Below are 20,700 nucleotides of genomic sequence, written 5' to 3'. Positions count from 1 at the left end.
CAGCACCCGGGGTGAACCTCGTCTCCCGGCGTCGCTGTGGCGGTCACGCGGCGTGGCCACGAGAATGGACCGCATGGCGGACTTCTTCATCGGCGGCGAATGGGTGGACGCGGTGGACGGCGGCCGGCGGGAGATCCGCTGCCCCGCCGACGGCTCCCTGGTCGCGACGGTCGCCGAGGGCACCGCCAAGGACACCGAGGCCGCCATCGCGGCGGCGCGCCGGGCGTTCGACACCGGCCCGTGGCCCGGCACCCCCGCCCAGCTGCGCGGCGACCTGCTGCTGCGGGCGGCGGAGCTGCTGGACCGCGACGCGGAGGCGTTCGCCCGCGCCGAGTCGCTCGACACCGGCAAACGCCTGGTCGAGAGCCGGTACGACCTGGCCGACATCGCCGCCTGCCTGCGCTACTTCGGCAAGCTCGCGGGCCAGGACGCCGGGCGCGTCGTGGACACCGGCAACCCGGACGCGATCAGCCGGATCGTGCACGAACCGGTCGGCGTCTGCGGGCTGATCACGCCGTGGAACTACCCGCTGCTGCAGACCGTGTGGAAGATCGCGCCGGCGCTGGCGGCGGGCAACACGTTCGTGCTCAAGCCCAGCGAGCTCACCCCGCACACCGCGATCCGGTTCCTCGAGCTGCTCACCGAGGCGGGCCTGCCGCCGGGCGTGGGCAACCTGGTGCTGGGCGCGGGCGCCGAGGCGGGCGCGCCGCTGGCGTCGCACCCGGACGTCGACCTCGTGTCGTTCACCGGCGGCCTGGCGACCGGCAAGGTGATCGCGGCGGCGGCCGCGGCCACGGTCAAGAAGGTGGCACTGGAGCTGGGCGGGAAGAACCCGAACGTGGTGTTCGCCGACGCCGACTTCGAGACCGCGGTCGACTACGCGCTGACGGCGGTGTTCCTGCACTCCGGCCAGGTGTGCTCGGCGGGCGCGCGGCTGATCGTGCAGCGCGAGTGGCACGACGAGTTCGTCGGCGAGCTGGTGCGCCGCGCCGAGCGGATCCGCCTGGGCGGCCCGTTCGACGAACAGGCGGAGACCGGCCCGCTGATCTCGGCGGCGCACCGCGAGAAGGTCGAGGCGTACGTGGCCTCCGCGCTGGCCGAGGGCGCGGTGCTGCGCACGGGCGGCCGCCGTCCGGACGACCCGGCCCTGGCCGACGGCTTCTACTACCTGCCGACCATCCTCGACGAGGTGAAGCAGGGCTCGTCGGCGGTGGTCGACGAGTCGTTCGGCCCGGTGCTGACGGTCGAGACGTTCACCGACGAGGACGACGCGGTCCGCATCGCCAACGACACGCACTACGGCCTCGCCGGCGCGGTGTTCACGAACGACGCTTCGCGGGCGCAGCGTGTGGCCGGGCGGCTGCGCCACGGAACGGTGTGGATCAACGACTTCCACCCGTACCTGCCCCAGGCCGAGTGGGGCGGTTACAAGCAGTCCGGCTTCGGCCGCGAGCTGGGCCCGACGGGGCTGGCCGAGTACACCGAGGTCAAGCACGTGTACCAGAACCTGCGGCCGGCGCCGCAACGCTGGTTCTCCGGCTGACGGCCGCCTTATGCTGCGTCCACGGCGACGCAGGGGAGGCCGGAGTGGACGAGCGGCGCAAGCGTCTCCGAGGCCCGCGGGCCGTGCCCGGCGTTCCCGGCGAGGGTCGCGGCCGGTGCACCAGGAAAGCACCGCCGCGCGGCGGCGGCGCCCGCCCGGCACACCCGACCCGCCAGCACGCCCGGCTCCGCAGCCCGGCCGCCCGGCCCACCCAGCGCGACGGCACGTCCGGCCCGGCAGCACACCGGCGCGGCAAGCACGCCCAGCCCGGCAACACACCCGACCCGCCAGCACGCCCAACGCGGCGCCATGCTCGGCGTACCGCACCCCGCCGGAGCACCTGAAGCCCACCGCGCTCATCCGTTGCCGCCGAGCGAAGCCCTCCCCTCGTAACCCTTTCCGCCGGCTCGACCTAGCCGTTCACCGCCTTCCGTCCCAGGAAGGCCGCCAGCCGGTCGGCCGCCGTGGCTTCCGGTGGCGCGGGAAGCTCCGGGCCGAACGGCCCGCCCGGCTGCCGTGGCGCCGCTCCGAACCGGGACCGCCACTGCTCCAGCGCCCGCGCCGCCAGCTCGGGCGCCCAGTCTGTCGGCTGCCCCGTCGCGTCCGCGATGTCCCAGCCGTGGGCCAGGTACTCGTTGACCCGCATGTGCACCAGGAACACCCCGGGCACCTCACCGAGCGGCGTCGTCACCTGCCGCGAGAACAGCCCGGGCTCGGCCAGCACCGCCCGGGCCGCCGCCACCGACGCGGCGAAGGCCGAGACCGGCGAAGCACCCAGGTGATCACCGTCCGGCGCCGGTGGGCCCGTGCCCGCCCAGAACGCCACCTTGGCGTTGCCGTGGGCCAGGTGGTTCACCACCGCCCGCACGTCCCAGTCCACGCACGCCGTGGGCAGCGCCCACTGGTCGGCACGGACCGCGGTGACCAGGCCGGTCACCGTCGAAGCTGCGAGGTCGAAGTCGTCGAGAGCAGTCATGCGGACAGTGTGGCGACCACCACCGACAAAACCTCACGACAGCAGCGCCACGCACTCCACGTGGTGGGTCATCGGGAACGCGTCGAACGCCCGCAGGTCGGTGAGCGAGTACCCGTGCGTCCCGAAGAACGCCAGGTCACGAGCCAGGGCCGCCGGGTCGCACGCCACGTAGACAATCCGATCGGGTGAACCCGCGACGATCGACTCCACGACCGCCTTGCCCGCGCCCTTGCGCGGCGGGTCCAGCACGACCACGTCGACCGGCTTGGCCGCCGACGCCAGCACGTGTTCGACGCGCCCGGCCTGCCAGGACACCTGGGGCAGGTCCGCCAGGTTCTTCTCCCCGTCGGCCACCGCTCGCCGTCCCGACTCGACCGCCAGCACGTGCCCCGCAGCACCGACCTGCGTGGCCAGCACCGATGCGAACAGCCCGACCCCCGCGTAGAGGTCCCAGGCCGTGCCGCCGGACGGGGCCTCCGCCCACTCCCCCACGACGGCGGCCAGCGTCGACGCCGCCGCCGGGTGGACCTGCCAGAACCCGTGCGCGTCGAGACGCCAGTCGCGGCCCGCCGCGTGCTGGACCGCGACCCCGCCGGTCAGCTGCCGGGCCCGGACCTTGCCGCGGACCGTCGACAGCTCCCGGACGTGCACTTCACCGTCGCCGTCGGTCGTGACCTCCAGCTCGCTGCCCGGCCGCCAGCGCCGCGCCAGGACGTCGTCGAGCTCGCCGGGGACGGCGATCGGGCAGTCGTCCAGGGCCACCACGCGGTGGCTGTGGTGCGCGCGCAGCCCGGCGCGCCCGTCGCGCCCGGCGACCAGCCGGACCCGGCTGCGCCAGTCCAGCGGCCCGCCGTCGAGGGCCTCCACGACGACTTCGCGCTCGATCCCCGCCAGCCGCTGCAGCTGCTCCGCCACGACCGACGCCTTGAGCGAACGCTGGTAGTCCGGCGAAGCGTGCTGCCAGTCGCAGCCGCCGCAGCCGCCCGGCACGGCCAGCGGGCACGGCGGCGGAACCCGGTGCGGGGACGCCGACAGCACCTCGATCGCGTCGCCGCGGCAGAACGAACCGCCGTTGTCCTCGGTGACCTCGACGCGGACCCGTTCGCCCGGCAGCGCGTGCCGGACGAACACGACCCGCCCGTCCGCGCGGGCGACGCAGTGGCCGCCGTGCGCCACCGCGCCGACCTCGACCTCGAGGACGCGGCCCAGCCAGCTCGTCATTCGGCAGGCTCCTTGGGCTTCGGCGCGACGGCGGGCTTGGCGTCGGGCGAGAACCCACGGCGGACGTCGCCGGCCGCCGGCCACTCGTTCCGGACGCGCGCGGCCGCCTTCGCCGACGACTCGAGCTGCCACGGCACGCTCGCCACGATCACCCCGGACTGGAACAGCAGGCGGCCCTTGAGCCGCAGCGCGCTCTGGTTGTGCAGCACCTGCTCCCACCAGTGCCCGACCACGTACTCCGGGATGAACACGGTGACCACGTTGCGCGGATTGTCACCGCGCACGCGCTTCACGTAGTCGAGGACCGGCTTCGTGATCTCCCGGTAGGGCGATTCGACGACCTTCAGCGGCACCTTGAAGTTGTGCGCGTCCCACTCGGCGGTCAACCGGCGGGTGTCCGCATCGTCCACATTGACCGTCACGGCCTCGAGGACGTCCGGGCGCATCGCCTTGGCGTAGGCCAGCGCGCGCAGCGTCGGCCGGTGCAGTTTGGACACCAGGACGATGGCGTGGTTGCGCGAAGGCAGCACGGTCGGGGTGTCGCCGAGGTCCTTCAGCTCGTCGGCCACCCGGTCGTAGTGCCGCCGGATCGCGGTCATGAGCACGAAGATCGCGACCATCGCGGCGATCGCGATCCACGCGCCGAGCAGGAACTTCGTGATCAGGACGATCACCAGCACGGTCGCGGTCATGGTCAGGCCGATCGCGTTGACCGTCTGCGAGCGCCGCATCCGCCGCCGCGCGCCCGGGTCGGTTTCCCTGGCCAGCAACCGGTTCCAGTGCCGGATCATGCCCGCCTGGCTCACCGTGAACGACACGAACACGCCCACGATGTAGAGCTGGATGAGCCGGGTCACCTCGGCGTCGAAGGCGATGATCAGGACCAGCGCGAAGGCGGCGAGGAACAGGATGCCGTTGGAGAAGGCCAGCCGGTCGCCGCGGGTGTGCAGCTGCCGGGGCAGGTAGCGGTCCTGCGCCAGGATCGAACCCAGCACCGGGAAGCCGTTGAACGCGGTGTTCGCGGCCAGCAGCAGGATGATGCCGGTGGAGAAGGAGATGTAGTAGAACGCCGGCGGGAAGTCGGCGAACACCGCGTGCGCGATCTGCGCGACGATCGTTTTCTGCTCGTAGCCCGCGGGCGCGCCGGCGAGCTGCGTCGCCGGGTCCTCGGCGAACTTGACGTCGGTGATCGTGGCCAGCGTGATGATGCCGACCAGCATGGTGACCGCGAGCACGCCCATCAGCAGCAGCGTGGTGGCCGCGTTCTTCGACTTCGGCTTCTGGAACGCCGGGACGCCGTTGCTGATCGCCTCGACCCCGGTCAGCGCCGCCGCGCCGGAGGAGAACGCCCGCAGCACCAGGAAGGCGTACGCGACGCCGGCGAAAGTGCCTTCGGCGTTCAGCGTGAAGCCGGCGCTTTCGGCCTTCATCTCGGTGCCGGTGGCGGCCTGCGCCAGTCCCCAGACGACCATGGCGAGGATGCCGATGATGAACCCGTAGGTCGGGATGGCGAAGGCCTTGCCCGACTCGCGGATGCCGCGCAGGTTCAGCGACGTCAGCACGACCACGATGACGATCGACGCGAGCACCTTGTGCTGCGCGACCCACGGGACCGCCGAGCCGATGTTGGCCACACCGGACGAAGTGGACACCGCGACCGTCAGCACGTAGTCGACCAGCAGGGCGCTGGCCACCGTGAGCCCGAACTTGCCGCCCAGGTTCGTGTTGGCGACCTCGTAGTCGCCGCCACCGCTCGGGTAGGCGTGCACGTTCTGCCGGTAGGAGGCGACGACGACCAGCATGACCAGGGCGACCATGACGCCGATCCAGGGCGCGAGCGCGTACGCCGACAGGCCCGCCACGCTCAGCGTCAGGAAGATTTCCTCGGGGGCGTAGGCGACGCTCGAGAGCGCGTCCGAGGCGAAAATCGGCAGCGCGATGCGCTTGGGCAGCAGCGTGTGGGACAGCCGGTCACTGCGGAACGGACGTCCGAGGACCAGGCGTTTCAGCACGGTCGGGAACTTCGACACCACGAAAGCGTAGCCGCCTGTGCGCACGGTAGGTTCGGCGCTGGTGTGTCGGGGGTACGACGGACGGGTAAACCGCCGAGGAGGAGGCAGGGCGTGCACGTGGTGATCATGGGATGCGGCCGGGTCGGCGCGTCCCTGGCCGCTGCGCTGGAGCGGCTCGGCCACGAGGTGGCCGTCATCGACAAGAACCAGCAGGCGTTCCGCCGGCTCGGCAGCGACTTCCACGGCCAGCAGGTCGTCGGCGTCGGCTTCGACCGCCGGGTGCTGATCGAGGCCGGCATCGAGCGGGCCGGCGCGTTCGCGGCGGTGTCCAGCGGCGACAACTCGAACATCATCTCGGCCCGGGTCGCGCGCGAGAACTTCGGCGTCGAGCACGTGGTCGCGCGGATCTACGACCACAAGCGCGCGGCCGTGTACGAGCGGCTGGGCATCCCGACGGTCGCGACCGTGCCGTGGACGACCGACCGGTTCCTGCGCACCCTCCTGCCGGACGGCGTCGCGTCGGCGTGGCGGGACCCCTCGGGCAACGTGGCGCTGCTGCAGCTGCCGCTGCACGAGGGCTGGGTCGGGCACTCGGTGAAGTCGCTGCAGGAGGCGACCGGCGCGCGGGTGGCGTTCATCATGCGCTTCGGCACCGGGGTGCTGCCCGACACGAAGACGGTGCTGCAGGCCGACGACGTCGTGTGGGTGGCGGCGCGGTCCGGCACCGTCACCGACGTGACCAGTGTGGCCCACCGCGAACCGGAGGACGAGGCATGAGGGTCGCGATTGCGGGCGCCGGGGCGGTCGGCCGTTCCATCGCCGCCGAGCTGATCGACGGCAGGCACCAGGTGATGCTCATCGAGCGCGAGGCCGACCAGTTCGAGCCGCACGCCGTCGAGCAGGCCGACTGGGTGCTGGGCGACGCGTGCGAGGTGTCGATCCTGGAGGAGTCCGGGATCGAGCAGTGCGACGTCGTCATCGCCGCGACGGGCGACGACAAGGCCAACCTGGTGGTGTCCCTGCTGGCCAAGACGGAGTTCGCGGTGCGGCGCGTGGTGGCCCGGGTGAACAACCCGGCCAACGAGTGGCTGTTCACCGACGCCTGGGGCGTCGACGTGGCGGTCTCGACCCCGCGCATGCTGGCGGCGATGGTCGAGGAGGCGGTCAGCGTCGGCGACCTGGTGCGGCTGATGACGTTCCGGCAGAGCAACGCGAACCTCGTCGAGCTGACGCTGCCGGCGGAGACGCCGCTGGCCGGGAAGCCGGTGAGCGAGCTGACGCTGCCACGGGATGCGGCGCTGGTGACGATCCTGCGGGGGGACCGGGTGATCGTGCCGCAGCCGGAGGACCCGCTGGAGCCCGGGGACGAGCTGTTGTTCGTCGCGACCGCGGATGTTGAGCCGGAGATTCGGACGGCTTTGGGGTATTGAGGCTGTGCGTGGGGCCCCCGGCAAGTTCGCCGGGGGTCTTTTCGCGGGCGCTGGACCCAGCTTTCTCCGCCACCCCGAAGCCTGATTGTGACTACGGTCGACAGCGCCGGGTCAAGGCGGGAAAGCGTGCCTTGACCCGGCGCTGCCGGCCGTGTTGGGGCTTCGGATCGGGGTTGCGGGGGGTCTGGATGTCGTCCGGTTTGTTTGCTGCCGGGGTTTTCGCCGGGTGCCGCAGTCGTCCCGCGCCGGGCGTCTCGCGTGATCGGAGCCGGATCTCGCGTGCCGGGAGGGGCATCTCGCGTGATCAGCGGGGCATCATCCGCGATTCGAGGGGCATCACGTGTGATTGGTGGGGCATCTCGCCTGATCAGGCGGTCCGCGCGCCAAAACTGTCGGTGCCTGCCGGTAACGTTGGAACCGGGGGGTCCCCCTCGCGCGCGGGTTGTGGGGCTCAGGCTTCCGGGGTTGCGCACTTCTCGCGGAGCCGGGCCTCGACCTCGGCGTCCGTCTCCGGGACCGGCTCGGACTCAGCCAGGGCCTTCAGGCGCTTGTCCGACCGCCGGACCGCCCACACGACCACCAGCAGGCCCAGCGCGTACAGCGGGTAGCCCATCGCGATCTTCGCGAAGGCCAGCCAGCCGGTGTAGTCCTCCTGGTAGAGCCAGCGCTGCACCACGAACCGGGCCGCGAAGATCGCCGCCATCGCCAGCGTCGCGACGTCGTAGCCGTAGCGGGACGGCTTGTCGCGCCGCCACGCCTGGCCCGTGCCGTTGAGCATGTTCCAGACCACGCCCGCGATCGGCCAGCGCACGACCACCGACAGCACGAAGATGCCGCAGTAGATCAAGCTCGCGTAGATCCCGAACAGGAAGAAGCCCTTCGCCGACCCCGTGCGGTAGGCGATGAACGCCGCGATCGCGACGCCGAAGAAGCCGGAGATCGCCGGCTGCAGGGGCTCCTTCCGGACCACCCGCAGCACGGTGATGGCCACCGCGCTGCCGATCGACGTCCAGATGCCCGCGGTCAGGCCGAAGAACGAGTTCGCCAGCACGAAGACGATCACCGGCACCGACGAGTAGATGAGGCCGGACACGCCGCCCATCTGCTCGAGCAGGGTCGGCTGCGGCTCTTCCGCGTCGGTCTTCTTCTCGCTCTGGGCGGGTTCAGTCACGATGGGTGATCAACTCACTGGGCTCTGGAGCTCGTAATAGGGGTTGTACAGCACCTTCTGGCCATCACGCTCGGCCATCCGGCCGCGCACCTTGATCGTCCGGCCAGGCTCGATGCCCGGGATCCGGCGGCGGCCGAGCCAGATTAGCGTCACGCCCTGTGTTCCGTCGAACAGCTCGGCCTCCAGCGTGGCGGCCTCGTTGGTCGGGCAGAGCTCGACGCTGCGGAGCCGGCCCATCACGGTGACCTCTTCGCCGGAGCGGCAGTCACACGCCCGCTGCGCCCCTTCGGCGCCGGACCTCATCGACATCTCGTCGGCGTCGAGATCCTCGACGTCGCTGGTCAGCTTGCGAACCAACCGGCTGAAGTAGCCGCCGTCTTTGGCGGACATAGGTACTCCTGTGCTCCGGGGCCCCCGACGTGTGCATGCGGCCCGTGCGATTTCCAGCGTAGCTGCGGTCCCCGCCAGGGAAACGCCTTTGCGCAAGGATTGCAACGTGACGTCCGCAATCAGAGTTCCCCCGGTGGTGCTGCTGCCCGGCACCGGCTCGGACGAGGTGTTCGTCCGGGCCGTCTTCGAGCGGCCCCTGCGCGCCCTCGGTGTCCCGCTCATCGCGCCACCCCCGCCCCCGGGCGCGGCGCTCGCCGACGGCTACCTGGCCACGCTGGACGCGCTGGCGGACGAACACGGCGAACTGCTCGTAGGCGGCATTTCGTTCGGCGCCCACCTGGCGGCGGAGTGGGCGGTGCGCAACCCGGGCCGTTGCGGGGGCCTGCTGGCCGCGCTCCCGGCCTGGAACGGCGCGCCGGGCCCGGCACCCGCCTCGCTGGCCGCGACGCTCACGGCCGATCTGGTGGCCGGTCAGGGCGTCGACGCGGCCCTGGCGCAGACCGAGGGCAGTCCGGACTGGCTGCGGGCGGAGCTGGACCGGGCGTGGCGGCGGCACGGCGACGGGCTGGCGGGCAGCCTGCGCGCCGCGGCCGGCCGTCCCTCCCCCACGCTCGCCGAGCTGGCGGCGCTGGCCGTCCCGGCCGGGATCGGCACGTGCACCGACGACCCGGTGCACCCGACGAAAGTCGCAGCGGAGTGGGCGGACGCACTCCCCCGCGCGGCCCTCGGCGAGACGACGCTCACGGCGCTGGGCACGGACCGCGAGTCCCTCGGCCGGGCGACCGTCCTCGCCTTCCTGAAGGCCCTGAAGACGCGCTGAAGGGCGCCCTCGACGGCGAGGACGCCCTTCGGGAGCGGGTCAGCCCTGCTGCTGCTGGGCCGCGATGTGCTCGGCCACCGCTTCGGGCAGCGTGATGGTCAGCGGGGTCCGGACCGGCATGGGCGCGTCGCCGCGGTCGACGATCGTCCGCCGGACGATCTCGCGCAGCACCTCGACCGCCGCCGCGGCCTCCGACTGGGGGCCGGCGATGACGCCGCGCAGCATCCACCGGGGCCGGTCGACACCGACGAAGCGCAGGGCGACGTCGCCGATGATGGCCGAGATCTCCAGGCCCCAGACGCCGCGGCCGATGCTGACCTTGGCGCCGTCGGACCGCAGCTGGTCGGCCAGCTCCGAGCTGACCTCCCGCCACAGCCCGCCCGAGCGCGGCGCGGCGTACGCGCTGACCGTGATCTGGCCCTGCTCGGTGACGACGTGCACGGCGCGCACGCCCCCGGCCTCCGGGTCCATCTCGACCTGGACCTGGGAACCGTCGGGCACCGGCACCTTCACCGAGCCGAGGTCGATCCGCGGGATGCCGTCGTCTTCGAAGTCGGCGACGTCGTACGGGCCGTCGGAGACGTCCGAAAGCTCCGATTCCTCGTCGTACGCCTCGTCCTCGATCGTGTCGTCGGCCTCGGGCGCGGCGTGCCGTCCGGCGGACCCGCCCTCGGTCCGCCGCTTGCGTCCGAAAATCCCCACTACTTCTCCGTTCCTTCCCCCGTGGCGGCGCTCGCGGCGAGCGCCGGTGCTCCCAGTGTGGCGTGTCCGCCCGTCGATCCGTAGCCTCCGTCGCCCCGCTCGGTCGCGTCGAGCGCGTCGACCTCGACGAACTCGGCGTGCTCGACCCGCTGCACGACCAGCTGGGCGATGCGGTCGCCGCGGGTCAGCTCCAGCGGGTGCACCGGGTCGTGGTTGATCAGGCAGACCTTGATCTCGCCGCGGTAGCCCGAGTCGATCGTGCCGGGGGTGTTCACCACCGAAAGGCCCGCCCGGGCGGCCAGTCCGGACCGCGGGTGCACGAACCCCGCGTACCCGGGCGGGAGCGCGATCGCGACGCCGGTGCCGACGACGCCGCGTTCCCCGGGTCCGAGCACGATATCCGAGGTGGTGACGAGATCGGCGCCCGCGTCGCCCGGTCGGGCGTAGGCGGGCAGCGGGACTTCCGGATCGAGCCGGGAGAGGAGTACCTGAACGCTGGACACGGGCGGCGAGATTACTCTCTACCCGTGGGTGAATCAGCGAAGACGGCCGCGAACGCCGCGGTCCGGCATTCCGAACGGCTGTACGTCCCGTGGTGGGGCTGGCCGCTGCCGGTGCTGGGGGCGGTCCTGCTCGCGGCCGAGATCGACCTCGGCTACCCGGGGATCCGGGCGTGGCTGCCGTACGTGATCGCGCTGCCGGTCGTCGTGGCGCTGCTGCTGTCACTGGGCCGGTCGAAGATCCGGATCATCGGCGGTGACGAGCCGGAGCTGTGGGTCGGCGACGCCCACCTGCCGCTGCGGTACGCCGGCGAGGTGGAGATCTTCGACAAGGAAGCCAAGCGCAAGGCCCTCGGCCGCGACGGCGACCCGGCCGCCTACGTGCTGCACCGCGGCTGGGTCGGCCCGGTCGTGAAGGTCCACCTGACCGACGCGAACGACCCGACGCCGTACTGGCTGTTCAGCACCCGGCACCCGGAAAAGGTCGCCGAGCTGCTCAAAGGCGCCTGAACACCCTCCGGACATGGAAGGGGGCCGGCCTGCCGGCCGGCCCCCTTGTCCCCAGCGCGCTTCGAGCCTCCCCCGTTCCCTCGAGGCTCTCCGCCGCGTCTGTTCGTCCCCTGTGTCCGAGAACCCCTCTGCGCGGCTCAGGCGCAGTCGCGGCAGATCAGGCGTCCGCCGTTGTCCTCGGCCAGCCGGCTGCGGTGGTGCACCAGGAAGCACACGGAGCAGGTGAACTCGTCCGCCTGCTTCGGCACCACCTTCACGGTCATGTCCTCACCGGAAAGCCCGGAGAGGTCGGCACCCGGCAGCTCGAAGTTCTCGGCGGTCGCGTCCTCGTCGACGTCGACGACGCCGGACTGGTTCTCGTTCCGCCGGGCCTTGAGCTCCTCCAACGAGTCTTCGGCCAGCTCGTCGGCTTCGCTGCGGCGCGGAGCGTCGTAGTCGGTAGCCATGTGTCCCTCACCCCTGCGATCAGCTTGTGTAGTCGTTTTCCCGGACCCCGGGATGCGCCCGTGAGTCCGCCGTGCCGCTGGTCAACGTCCCAGGGCCCTCGTTTGTGCCCGACGGCCGAAGTGACCGAGGTCTCTTCTTTTCGGGCCTCTTCCTGCGGCCGGAGCCCGGGAAGGGTAGCTCACCGCTGTCCGGGTTCTGCAACGAGTCAGACATTGCCGGGGAATCGTCACCCGACAGGGGGAACCCGCAGGTAAGACGCGTTGTCGTCCGTTCGGGTTGCGCGGAGGTGGAGAACTTCACGCGCGGCCGGTGTCCGCTTGCCCCGCGCCGCCCCGGCGTGGTGCGATCGCTGCCACGGGGATCGGTCCGGTCGGGGCCCGGTACCGCAGGACCGGCACGGGAACGACCAGGTCTTCCGGGGTCCGGGTGGCGGGGCCTCCGGGCCCGTGTGCTCCGGGGCGACCCGGGACCACGCGCGCCGGGCGCAGCGCCTAGGCTGATCGGACTCGGCGGTGGCCGGAACGCACGGTCGGTTTCGTGTTGGGGAAGGGACGGGCAGGTGGCGTCGGGGAACGGCATCGGGGACCGTGGGACGCGGCCGTATCGCAAGCACAAGCCGCTGCCCGCGCTGATCGTGATCGGCGTGCTCGCCGTGGGCGCGATCGTCGTCTGGGTGAACGCCGCCATCGGCAAGGGCGACGTCGACGAAGCCGTCAAGTGCGACCCGCCCGCGAGCCCGCCGCCGGGCGTGACCTTCAGCAGCCTGCCCCACAACGCGCTCGACGACCGCGCGCCCATCCCGCCGGACAAGGTCGCCTACCGGGTCCTCAACGCCTCGGGCAGCCGCGGCCAGGGCGGCATCACCACGACCGCGCTCAAGGAGCTCGGGTTCACCAGCGGCGCCGAGCCGGCCAACGACCCGGCGTACGAAAACCGCGAGGCCAAGTGCCGCGGCCAGATCCGCTTCGGCGAGAACGGGGTCACCGCGGCCCGGACGCTCAGCCTTGTGGTGCCGTGCGCCGAGCTGGTCCAGGACAACCGCAAGGACGCGAGCGTCGACGTGGTCACGGGCACGTTGTTCGGCGACCTCCGGCCCCGCGCCGAAGCCCGCCAGATCATCACCCAGCTCGCCGACTGGTCGAAGGCCCACCAGGGTGGCGGCGGCGACGAGCAGTCCGCGGGCGCGAAGGCCCCCGTGGTCGACCAGACCCTGCTGGCCTCGGCCCGCGACGTGGCCTGCTGACCTGCGCCGATCACCCCGCCCGCGGGGGCGCCCCCCGTTTTCCACACTACCGGACGGCACCGACAATTCCGGTCGCTCCGCAGGTGGAGCCGCTCCCGCGAAAGCCGGCCCACGTACCGGCCCGGTCAGCCCGCGTACTCGGACAGTCGGCTTGCGTACCGGAAGAGTCGGCTTACGAGTCGACCATCAACCACGCGAGCCGACCCCTCAGGCACGCAGGCCGAATCCCTAGGTACGCAGGCCGACCCCGTGGGTACGCAGGCCGACCCTTCGGGTACGTGGGGCGGCGCTGCGGGTACGTGAACCGGCCCGGTCATCGGGACTTGCTCAGACCTCTGCCGCGCCGCACTCCGCCAAGACCTTCCGGAGCGGGTCCGCGATCGACGGCGCCGCCGCGTACGTCGCGTCCGCGCCCAGCTCCGGGGCCGATCCCGGCAGCGACACCTCCGCGCCCGCCTCCGCCGCGATCAGCGCCCCCGCCGCCCAGTCCCAGCGGTTGAGGCCGTGCTCCACGTACGCGTCCAGCCAGCCCGCCGCCACCGCGCACAGGTCCAGCGACGCCGCCCCGTTGCGGCGGATGTCCCGCACCCGCCCCAAGAGCCCGGCCGCGAACTTCGACTGGCGCGTCCGCCGCGAAGGCGAGTACGCGAAACCGGTTCCGACCAGCGTCACCTCCAGACTCGAAGGCGCCGACACCGCCAGCCGCCGTCCGTCGAGGTACGCGCCCTGCCCGCGGGCCGCCGACCACACGCGGCCGCTCGCCGGCTCGACCACCGCGCCGGCTACCGAGACCCCGCCGACCTGCGCGGCCACCGACACCGCGAACCACGGCAGCCCGTACAGGAAGTTGACCGTCCCGTCGATCGGGTCGACCACCCAGGTCACGCCGTCGCCCGCGGCGCCGCCGCCTTCCTCGCCCAGCACCGGCTCCCCCGGCCGCAGCGAAGCCAGCCGCGACCGCACGAGCCGCTCCGACTCGTGGTCCACCGCGGTGACCACGTCGGTGGCGCCGGACTTGGTGCCCACGGCCACCGAACGGCCGGCCGCCATGCCCTCCCAGGCCTCGCGGACCAGGGCGGAGGCTTCCGTCGCGACCTGCACCGCGACGCTCTTCAGCAACGACTCGTCAACTCCCACGTCCGACATGTCACCACATCCGGTTAAAGTCTCCGAGGCAGGCTTCTGAATCGTGCGAGAAGGGACCACGTCCGTGGTGGAGGCGACCCGCCGAGGTTTCGGCATCGACATCGGCGGCAGCGGGATCAAGGGCGCCTTGGTCGACCTGGACAAAGGGCAGCTCATCGGCGACCGCATCCGGATCGAGACGCCGAAGCCGTCCACGCCGTCGGCGGTGGCGGACGTCGTCCACGACATCGTCACGCAGGCGGGCTGGGACGGCCCGGTCGGCGTGACGCTCCCGGCGGTCGTGAAGAAGGGCGTCGCGCACACCGCGGCGAACATCGACAAGCAGTGGATCGGCACCGACGCCGACGCGCTGTTCGCCAAGCGGCTCGGCCGCAGCGTCGACCAGATCGCGATGCTCAACGACGCCGACGCGGCGGGCATGGCCGAGATCCGCTTCGGCGACCCAGTCGCCCGCAAGGGCGTGACCGCGCTGCTCACCTTCGGCACCGGCATCGGCAGCGCGGTGTTCCAGGACGGCAAGCTCGTCCCCAACACCGAATTCGGCCACCTCGAGATCGACGGCCACGACGCCGAGAAGCGCGCGGCCGCCTCGGTCAAGGACAACGAGGGGCTCTCCTACCCCGAATGGGCCAAGCGCGTGCACCGTTATCTGACCGTGCTCGAGAACCTGATCTGGCCCGACCTGTTCATCGTCGGCGGCGGGGTCAGCAAGAAGTCGGAGAAATGGGTGCCGCTGCTGGACATCCGCACTCCGGTGCTGGTGGCGAGCCTGCAGAACAACGCCGGGATCGTCGGCGCCGCGGCCGCCGCGGCGGAGGGCATCCAGCACTGATTCGGCTCTGAGGGTGATCGCTTCGCACCGCATGCGCGTACCGTCGTTACAATGGAACACGGCCCACGGCTGCGGAGGGCAAAACCGCAGGCCGAGGCGTGATCCCCGAATGTGAGGCAGCAGTGGCACCCGTGCCGTTGCTCGTCGTGATCGACCGCTGCGAAAGGGCGTAAGTGGCAGCCGCAAGAACCGCAACCCGAGGCGGGACGAAGACCGCGACCGCAGCCGGCGAGCCGGCCGAAGAGGCAGCCACCGGGACGGCGAAGCCGGCGGCCCGCAAGACCACCACCGCCAAGAAGGCGCCGGCCAAGAAGGCACCGGCGAAGAAGGCCGTGACCAAGGGCGTCAAGACCGAAGACGGCGAGCCGGACGGTCCCGGCGAGCTCGAGGACGACGAACTGGGTGCACCCGACCTGTCGGACCTGGAAGAGGTCGAGGTCGACGTCGTCGACGAAACGGTCAACGACGAGCCGGACACCGACTCGGCCGAAGACGACGATGACGACGAGGAAGCCGACGAGGAGACCCCGGCGGCCCGCCGCCGCGGCGCCGCGGCCGACAAGTCGAAGGGCAGCTCCGACAACCCGGACTTCGTCTGGGACGAGGAGGAGTCCGAGGCGCTGCGCCAGGCGCGCAAGGACGCCGAGCTCACCGCGTCCGCCGACTCCGTGCGCGCCTACCTCAAGCAGATCGGCAAGGTCGCGCTGCTGAACGCCGAGGAGGAGGTGGAGCTGGCCAAGCGGATCGAGGCCGGGCTCTACGCCGCCGAGCGCGTGCGCACCGCCGAGGAGGAGGGCGAGAAGCTCGTCACCCAGATGCGCCGCGATCTCAAGTGGATCGTGCGTGACGGCGAGCGTGCCAAGAACCACCTGCTGGAGGCGAACCTCCGCCTGGTCGTCTCGCTGGCCAAGCGCTACACCGGCCGCGGCATGGCGTTCCTGGACCTGATCCAGGAGGGCAACCTCGGCCTGATCCGCGCGGTGGAGAAGTTCGACTACACCAAGGGCTACAAGTTCTCGACGTACGCCACGTGGTGGATCCGCCAGGCGATCACCCGCGCGATGGCCGACCAGGCGCGCACCATCCGCATCCCGGTGCACATGGTCGAGGTCATCAACAAGCTGGGCCGCATCCAGCGCGAACTGCTCCAGGACCTCGGCCGCGAGCCGACCCCGGAAGAGCTCGCGAAGGAAATGGACATCTCCCCGGAGAAGGTCCTGGAGATCCAGCAGTACGCGCGGGAGCCGATCTCGCTCGACCAGACGATCGGCGACGAGGGCGACAGCCAGCTCGGCGACTTCATCGAGGACTCCGAAGCGGTCGTCGCGGTCGACGCCGTGTCGTTCACGCTGCTGCAGGACCAGCTCCAGTCGGTGCTGCAGACGCTGTCCGAGCGCGAGGCCGGCGTGGTCCGGCTGCGCTTCGGCCTCACGGACGGCCAGCCGCGCACGCTCGACGAGATCGGCCAGGTGTACGGGGTCACCCGGGAACGCATCCGGCAGATCGAGTCGAAGACGATGTCGAAGCTGCGTCACCCGTCGCGGTCCCAGGTCCTGCGCGACTACCTGGACTGAGTCCGTTACGGCACAACGGAAAACCCCGTCACTTCGGTGGCGGGGTTTTCCGCGTTCAGGGCACGGCCAGGCCGCGCTCCCGCAGCGACTGCTCGACCCGCAGCCGTTCGATCTCGCGGTCCATCCCCTCGGGCAGCTCCCCGAGCCGGTGCGGGACGCCGACCTGGCGGCAGGCCACGGTGAGGAGTTCGTCGTACGCCTGCCGGGTGCCGAGCCGGCGCGCGGCCGGTGTCCCGGACGGGTAGCCGGCCAGCAGCCGGTGCACCCGCCGCAGGTCCGCGGCGACGCGTTCGATCGGCGGGCCTTCGGGCTGCGGCTGCGCGCGCTTCTCCCGCACCCAGCCGACCAGCTTGGGCACGCGCAGCGCGCACCAGAACAGCACCGTGGGAGCGAGACACACCACGGCGAAGAGGATCAGGTTCGCAAGGACGCCACCACTGCCGCCCATCCCCCGATGGTAAGCCCGCCAGGCCCACCCCGCGGAGCTCTTTTCGCGTGATTGACGGGGCATCACCCGTGACTGGAGGGGCATCACGCGTGATGCCCGCCCAGTCACGCGTGATGCCCCTCGGGACACGCGTGATGCCTCTTGCGTTACGGGAGTTCGGGGGTCTCCGGGGTTTCTTCGACGAGCCAGAGAACGCCGGCGGGCGGGAGCTGGAGGACCGCGGAGGCCGGCTGGCCGTGCCACGGCTCCTCCGTTGCCTCCACCGCGCCCATGTTGCCGACGCCGGAGCCGCCGTACGCCTCCGCGTCGGTGTTGACGACCTCCAGCCAGCGGCCCGCCGCCGGGAGGCCGACCCGGTAGTCGTGGTGCGGGACCCCGGCGAAGTTGGCCACGCAGGCCAGCCGCGAGCCGTCGGCGCCGATGCGCAGGAAGCTCAGCACGTTGCCGCTCGAGTCGTTCGCGTCGATCCAGCGGAAGCCGTCCGGCGAAGTGTCCTGGCTGTACAACGCCGGCGACGACCGGTACACCGTGTTCAGCGACCGCAGCAGCTCCCACACCCCGAGGTGCAGCGGCTCGTCCATGAGGTGCCAGTCGAGCGACTTCGACTCCGACCACTCCCCCGGCTGGCCGAACTCGCCGCCCATGAACAGCAGCTGCTTGCCCGGGTGCGCCCACATGAACGCCAGCAGCGACCGCAGCCCGGCCGCCTTGTTCCAGGCGTCTCCCGGCATCCGGCCCCACAGGGATCCCTTGCCGTGCACCACTTCGTCGTGCGACAGCGGCAGGACGAAGTTCTCGCTCCACGCGTACACGAGCGAGAACGTCATCTCGTTGTGGTGGTACGCGCGGTGGATCGGCTCGTGCGAAAGGTACCGGAGCGTGTCGTGCATCCAGCCCATGTTCCACTTGAAGCCGAACCCGAGCCCGCCGAGATGGGTCGGACGGGTGACGCCCGGCCAGGCCGTGGATTCCTCGGCGACCATCACGACACCCGGGTGTCGCTTGTAGACGGTCGCGTTCAGCTCCTGCAGGAACCGCACCGCGTCGAGGTTTTCCCGCCCGCCGTACTGGTTCGGCAGCCACTCCCCGTCCTTGCGGGAGTAGTCGAGGTACAGCATCGACGCGACGGCGTCCACGCGCAGGCCGTCGAGGTGGAACTCGTCGAGCCAGAACAACGCGTTGGCGACCAGGAAGTTGCGGACCTCGTTGCGGCCGAAGTCGAACACGAGCGTGCCCCAGTCGGGCTGCTCGCCGCGGCGCGGGTCCGCGTGCTCGTACAGCGGCGTGCCGTCGAAGCGGGCCAGCGCCCAGCTGTCACGCGGGAAGTGCGCCGGCACCCAGTCCACCAGCACGCCGATCCCCCGCTGGTGCAGGCGGTCGACGAAGTAGCGGAAGTCGTCCGGTGAGCCGAAGCGGGACGTCGGCGCGTAGTACGACGTCACCTGGTAGCCCCACGAGCCGCCGAACGGGTGCTCCGACACCGGCAGCAGCTCCACATGCGTGAAACCGGTTTCGACCAGGTAGTCGCCCAGCTGGTCGGCCAGCTCGCGGTAGTCGAGCCCGGGCCGCCACGAACCGAGGTGGACCTCGTAGACGCTCATCGGCGCCGCGGCCCACTGGGTCGCCTCGCGCTGGGCGACCCACTCGTCGTCTTCCCACAGGTGGGCCGACTGCGTGACGACCGACGCCGTCGCGGGCGGCTGCTCGGTGGCGAACGCCATCGGGTCGGCCTTCTCGTGCCAGTTGCCGTCGGCGCCGAGGATCCGGAACTTGTAGCAGGTGCCGGCGCCGACGCCGGGCACGAACAGCTCCCAGACCCCGGACCCGCCGAGCGAGCGCATCGGGTGCCCGCGCCCGTCCCAACCGTTGAAGTCGCCGATCACGCGGATGCCGCGCGCGTTCGGCGCCCAGACCGCGAACGACGTCCCCTCGACGACGCCGTTCGGCGTCTCGTAGGACCGGACGTGCGCGCCGAGGGCCTCCCAGAGCCGTTCGTGCCGTCCCTCGCCAATCAGGTGCAGGTCCAGCTCGCCGACCGTGGGCAGCCAGCGGTACGGGTCGTCGGCCGTCGCGGTGTGCCCGTCGTACTCGACTTCCAGCCGGTAGTCCCCCGGGTGCTCGGGGACGGCGACGGCGAACAGCGCGTCGATCACCGGTTCCATGGGGTACTTCTCGCCGCCCGCGCACAGCGTGACGGCTTTCGCGCCGGGCAGCAGGGCCCGGGCCGCGAAGCCCTTGCCCACCGCGTGCACGCCCAGCACCGAGTGCGGGTCGTGGTGGGAGCCGGCGAGCAGCCGGTCGATGTCCGCGGCCGGCGGGGCCGCGGCCGGGAGGCCTTCGGGAGCCGCGTTCACGGTGTCGTCCCTCCGCTAGTGATCCGGGCGATCGAGGCGAGCGGCACGCCCAGCCAGTCCGGCCGGTTCGCGTGCTCGTAACCCACTTCGTAGACCGCCTTGTCCAGTTCGAAGGCGCGCAGCAGCTCGCCCTGCTCGCGCGGGTCGGCCGCCACCGCGGCGTAGCCCTCGCAGAACGCCGCCCGGTTGCGCTCCGACCATTCGTGGGCGCGGTCGGCCAGCGCCGGCTCGTCCGGCTGGCCGACCAGCATCTGCTGGGCCGCGTAGTCGAACGACCTCAGCATGCCCGCCACGTCGCGCAACGGCGACCGCAGCGCGTGGCGCTCCTCGACCGGGGCCGCGGGCTCGCCCTCGAAGTCGATCAGCAGCCACCCGCCGACCGTCCGCAGCACCTGGCCGAGGTGCAGGTCACCGTGGATGTACTGCATGGTCACCGAGTCCAGCGGCAGCGCACGCAGCTTCTCGAACGCCGCCCGCAGCTTCGGGGCGTGCTCGGCCAGCTCCGGTACCCGCGCGGCGATCGTGTCGAGCCGGTCGAGCATCGCCTTCGCCGAGCGTTCCAGCTCTTCGGCGTCGACCGGCTCGGTGCCGAGGGCCTCGGCCAGGTCGGCGTGCACCTCGGCGACCGCGCGCCCGAGCCGCTCGGCCTCGCCGGCGAAGTCGCCGCCGACCTCCCCGGCGTGCAGTTCCGGCGCCGCCATCAGGTCGCGGACGCTGGTGGTGGCCATCGCCCAGCCGTCGACCGCGTCCGAGACGAACTGCTGGAGCATGCCGACCGTGGTCGGCTCGCCGTCCAGGTCGCCGGTGATCGAGCCGAGCGGGACCGCGATGTGCTTGCTGCCCACGCCCTGCAGCGCGCGGTGCAGCAGCAGGTCCTTGTTCTTGCCCGGCGTCAGCTTGCGGAACAGCTTGAGGATGTACTGCCCGCCGTAGACCAGGGACGTGTTGCTCTGCTCCGAGGTGATCGGCCGGGCCCGCAGGCCGGTTTCCAGCTCCACCCCGGGCTCGTGCTCGAAGACCAGCGAGCCCACTGTCTCTTCGCGGGCCATCAGGTCCAGCAGCACGCCGGTGACGTCCAGGTCGCCGGACGCCTCGTAGGCGTTGAGGTCGCCGACGGCGCCGATCCAGCTGCTCGAGGCGATCTCCGGCGGATGCGTCCGCCGGCCCACCAGCAGCTGGTAGGGCTCGCGCCGGTCGTCCTGGGCGACCTCGACGACCACGTGCAGCAGCTGCGGATCGCCGGACACCAGCTCGGTCACGCCGAGCGGCCGGACGCCGGTCACCGGCCGGTCCTTGCCGGCGAACCAGCGCTGCTCCGGCAGCCAGCGCTTCAGGTCCTCGGTCAGGTCGTCGACCAGCTCACGCGGGTCGGACAAGGGAC

At 71.7% G+C, this 20,700-nt stretch carries 20 protein-coding genes; 8 read left to right on the top strand and 12 right to left on the bottom strand.

Going from position 1 to position 20,700, the window contains the following annotated elements:
• Nucleotides 1–73: 73 nt before the first annotated feature.
• Complete coding sequence (locus IE317_RS35365; protein ID WP_191315720.1) at nucleotides 74–1,543, top strand: aldehyde dehydrogenase family protein; 1,470 nt, start codon at nucleotides 74–76, stop codon at nucleotides 1,541–1,543.
• 412 nt (nucleotides 1,544–1,955) lie between these two features.
• Here the strand turns inward: IE317_RS35365 and IE317_RS35360 are convergent, their stop codons facing one another.
• The 3 genes from IE317_RS35360 to IE317_RS35350 are packed head-to-tail and all read right to left on the bottom strand — an operon-like array spanning nucleotide 1,956 to nucleotide 5,770.
• A complete protein-coding gene (locus IE317_RS35360; protein ID WP_191315719.1) occupies nucleotides 1,956–2,519 on the bottom strand; it encodes a TIGR03086 family metal-binding protein in 564 nt (187 codons plus the stop codon).
• A 33-nt stretch (nucleotides 2,520–2,552) separates the two neighbouring features.
• Nucleotides 2,553–3,740 (bottom strand): class I SAM-dependent RNA methyltransferase, encoded by a 1,188-nt coding sequence (locus IE317_RS35355; RefSeq protein ID WP_191315718.1) that lies wholly within the window; start codon nucleotides 3,738–3,740, stop codon nucleotides 2,553–2,555.
• Nucleotides 3,737–5,770 (bottom strand): APC family permease, encoded by a 2,034-nt coding sequence (locus IE317_RS35350; RefSeq protein ID WP_191315717.1) that lies wholly within the window; start codon nucleotides 5,768–5,770, stop codon nucleotides 3,737–3,739. The genes IE317_RS35355 and IE317_RS35350 overlap by 4 nt, the downstream gene beginning before the upstream one ends.
• Nucleotides 5,771–5,863: 93 nt before the next feature.
• On the opposite strand from IE317_RS35350, the gene IE317_RS35345 reads away from it, so the two are divergent.
• Entirely contained in the window at nucleotides 5,864–6,529 is a 666-nt protein-coding gene (locus IE317_RS35345; RefSeq protein WP_229903068.1) for a potassium channel family protein, read from the top strand.
• Nucleotides 6,526–7,182, top strand: coding sequence for a potassium channel family protein (locus IE317_RS35340; protein ID WP_003067924.1), 657 nt, complete (start codon nucleotides 6,526–6,528; stop codon nucleotides 7,180–7,182). Before IE317_RS35345 ends, IE317_RS35340 begins: the two co-directional genes overlap by 4 nt.
• 451 nt (nucleotides 7,183–7,633) lie before the next feature.
• Here IE317_RS35340 and IE317_RS35335 read toward each other — a convergent pair whose 3' ends face one another.
• On the bottom strand, nucleotides 7,634–8,353 hold the full coding sequence (locus IE317_RS35335; protein ID WP_191315715.1) for a DUF3159 domain-containing protein: 720 nt from the start codon (nucleotides 8,351–8,353) through the stop codon (nucleotides 7,634–7,636).
• A gap of 9 nt (nucleotides 8,354–8,362) precedes the next feature.
• Nucleotides 8,363–8,743 carry an OB-fold nucleic acid binding domain-containing protein gene (locus IE317_RS35330; protein WP_003074944.1) on the bottom strand — a complete coding sequence of 127 codons (381 nt, stop codon included), beginning with the start codon at nucleotides 8,741–8,743 and terminating at the stop codon, nucleotides 8,363–8,365.
• Nucleotides 8,744–8,879: 136 nt separating this feature from the next.
• On the opposite strand from IE317_RS35330, the gene IE317_RS35325 reads away from it, so the two are divergent.
• The gene (locus tag IE317_RS35325; protein ID WP_191315748.1) at nucleotides 8,880–9,563 is read left to right on the top strand and encodes an alpha/beta fold hydrolase; all 684 of its coding nucleotides are present in this window, start codon (nucleotides 8,880–8,882) and stop codon (nucleotides 9,561–9,563) included.
• A 39-nt stretch (nucleotides 9,564–9,602) separates the two neighbouring features.
• Here IE317_RS35325 and IE317_RS35320 read toward each other — a convergent pair whose 3' ends face one another.
• Nucleotides 9,603–10,265, bottom strand: a complete 663-nt coding sequence (locus IE317_RS35320; RefSeq protein WP_191315714.1) for a DUF3710 domain-containing protein — start codon at nucleotides 10,263–10,265, stop codon at nucleotides 9,603–9,605.
• Nucleotides 10,265–10,768, bottom strand: a complete 504-nt coding sequence (gene dut, locus IE317_RS35315) for a dUTP diphosphatase (protein WP_191315713.1) — start codon at nucleotides 10,766–10,768, stop codon at nucleotides 10,265–10,267. Before dut ends, IE317_RS35320 begins: the two co-directional genes overlap by 1 nt.
• Nucleotides 10,769–10,792: 24 nt before the next feature.
• Here dut and IE317_RS35310 point away from each other — a divergent pair, with 24 nt between their 5' ends.
• On the top strand, nucleotides 10,793–11,275 hold the full coding sequence (locus IE317_RS35310; protein WP_191315712.1) for a DUF3093 domain-containing protein: 483 nt from the start codon (nucleotides 10,793–10,795) through the stop codon (nucleotides 11,273–11,275).
• Between the two features lie 137 nt (nucleotides 11,276–11,412).
• Here IE317_RS35310 and IE317_RS35305 read toward each other — a convergent pair whose 3' ends face one another.
• On the bottom strand, nucleotides 11,413–11,721 hold the full coding sequence (locus IE317_RS35305) for a DUF4193 domain-containing protein (RefSeq protein ID WP_013224476.1): 309 nt from the start codon (nucleotides 11,719–11,721) through the stop codon (nucleotides 11,413–11,415).
• Nucleotides 11,722–12,281: 560 nt separating this feature from the next.
• On the opposite strand from IE317_RS35305, the gene cei reads away from it, so the two are divergent.
• Nucleotides 12,282–12,965, top strand: a complete 684-nt coding sequence (gene cei, locus IE317_RS35300) for an envelope integrity protein Cei (protein WP_191315711.1) — start codon at nucleotides 12,282–12,284, stop codon at nucleotides 12,963–12,965.
• Nucleotides 12,966–13,292: 327 nt separating this feature from the next.
• Here the strand turns inward: cei and IE317_RS35295 are convergent, their stop codons facing one another.
• Nucleotides 13,293–14,111 (bottom strand): inositol monophosphatase family protein, encoded by an 819-nt coding sequence (locus tag IE317_RS35295; RefSeq protein WP_191315710.1) that lies wholly within the window; start codon nucleotides 14,109–14,111, stop codon nucleotides 13,293–13,295.
• 64 nt (nucleotides 14,112–14,175) lie between these two features.
• On the opposite strand from IE317_RS35295, the gene ppgK reads away from it, so the two are divergent.
• Nucleotides 14,176–14,943 (top strand): polyphosphate--glucose phosphotransferase, encoded by a 768-nt coding sequence (ppgK, locus tag IE317_RS35290; RefSeq protein WP_373309196.1) that lies wholly within the window; start codon nucleotides 14,176–14,178, stop codon nucleotides 14,941–14,943.
• A 173-nt stretch (nucleotides 14,944–15,116) separates the two neighbouring features.
• The gene (locus tag IE317_RS35285; RefSeq protein WP_191315709.1) at nucleotides 15,117–16,517 is read left to right on the top strand and encodes an RNA polymerase sigma factor; all 1,401 of its coding nucleotides are present in this window, start codon (nucleotides 15,117–15,119) and stop codon (nucleotides 16,515–16,517) included.
• Nucleotides 16,518–16,572: 55 nt separating this feature from the next.
• Here IE317_RS35285 and IE317_RS35280 read toward each other — a convergent pair whose 3' ends face one another.
• The 3 genes from IE317_RS35280 to IE317_RS35270 all read right to left on the bottom strand — a co-directional run bounded on the left by IE317_RS35280 (nucleotide 16,573) and on the right by IE317_RS35270 (nucleotide 20,695).
• Complete coding sequence (locus IE317_RS35280) at nucleotides 16,573–16,965, bottom strand: hypothetical protein (RefSeq protein ID WP_191315708.1); 393 nt, start codon at nucleotides 16,963–16,965, stop codon at nucleotides 16,573–16,575.
• Nucleotides 16,966–17,111: 146 nt separating this feature from the next.
• Nucleotides 17,112–19,319, bottom strand: a complete 2,208-nt coding sequence (gene glgB, locus IE317_RS35275) for a 1,4-alpha-glucan branching protein GlgB (RefSeq protein WP_191315707.1) — start codon at nucleotides 19,317–19,319, stop codon at nucleotides 17,112–17,114.
• Nucleotides 19,316–20,695, bottom strand: a complete 1,380-nt coding sequence (locus tag IE317_RS35270) for a maltokinase N-terminal cap-like domain-containing protein (protein ID WP_191315706.1) — start codon at nucleotides 20,693–20,695, stop codon at nucleotides 19,316–19,318. Before IE317_RS35270 ends, glgB begins: the two co-directional genes overlap by 4 nt.
• Nucleotides 20,696–20,700: the final 5 nt, after the last annotated feature.

The organism is Amycolatopsis bullii, assembly GCF_014654205.1.
Taxonomy (GTDB): Bacteria; Actinomycetota; Actinomycetes; order Mycobacteriales; family Pseudonocardiaceae; genus Amycolatopsis; species Amycolatopsis plumensis.
This window is presented reverse-complemented; position numbering and strand designations above follow the sequence as displayed.

What these genes read in the sequence shown, in the direction of transcription:
- IE317_RS35365 (WP_191315720.1), top strand. Translation starts at nt 74, where the DNA reads ATGGCGGACTTCTTCATCGGCGGCGAATGGGTGGACGCGGTGGACGGC.
- IE317_RS35360 (WP_191315719.1), bottom strand. Translation starts at nt 2,519, where the DNA reads ATGACTGCTCTCGACGACTTCGACCTCGCAGCTTCGACGGTGACCGGC.
- IE317_RS35355 (WP_191315718.1), bottom strand. Translation starts at nt 3,740, where the DNA reads ATGACGAGCTGGCTGGGCCGCGTCCTCGAGGTCGAGGTCGGCGCGGTG.
- IE317_RS35340 (WP_003067924.1), top strand. Translation starts at nt 6,526, where the DNA reads ATGAGGGTCGCGATTGCGGGCGCCGGGGCGGTCGGCCGTTCCATCGCC.
- IE317_RS35330 (WP_003074944.1), bottom strand. Translation starts at nt 8,743, where the DNA reads ATGTCCGCCAAAGACGGCGGCTACTTCAGCCGGTTGGTTCGCAAGCTG.
- IE317_RS35305 (WP_013224476.1), bottom strand. Translation starts at nt 11,721, where the DNA reads ATGGCTACCGACTACGACGCTCCGCGCCGCAGCGAAGCCGACGAGCTG.
- IE317_RS35295 (WP_191315710.1), bottom strand. Translation starts at nt 14,111, where the DNA reads ATGTCGGACGTGGGAGTTGACGAGTCGTTGCTGAAGAGCGTCGCGGTG.
- IE317_RS35280 (WP_191315708.1), bottom strand. Translation starts at nt 16,965, where the DNA reads ATGGGCGGCAGTGGTGGCGTCCTTGCGAACCTGATCCTCTTCGCCGTG.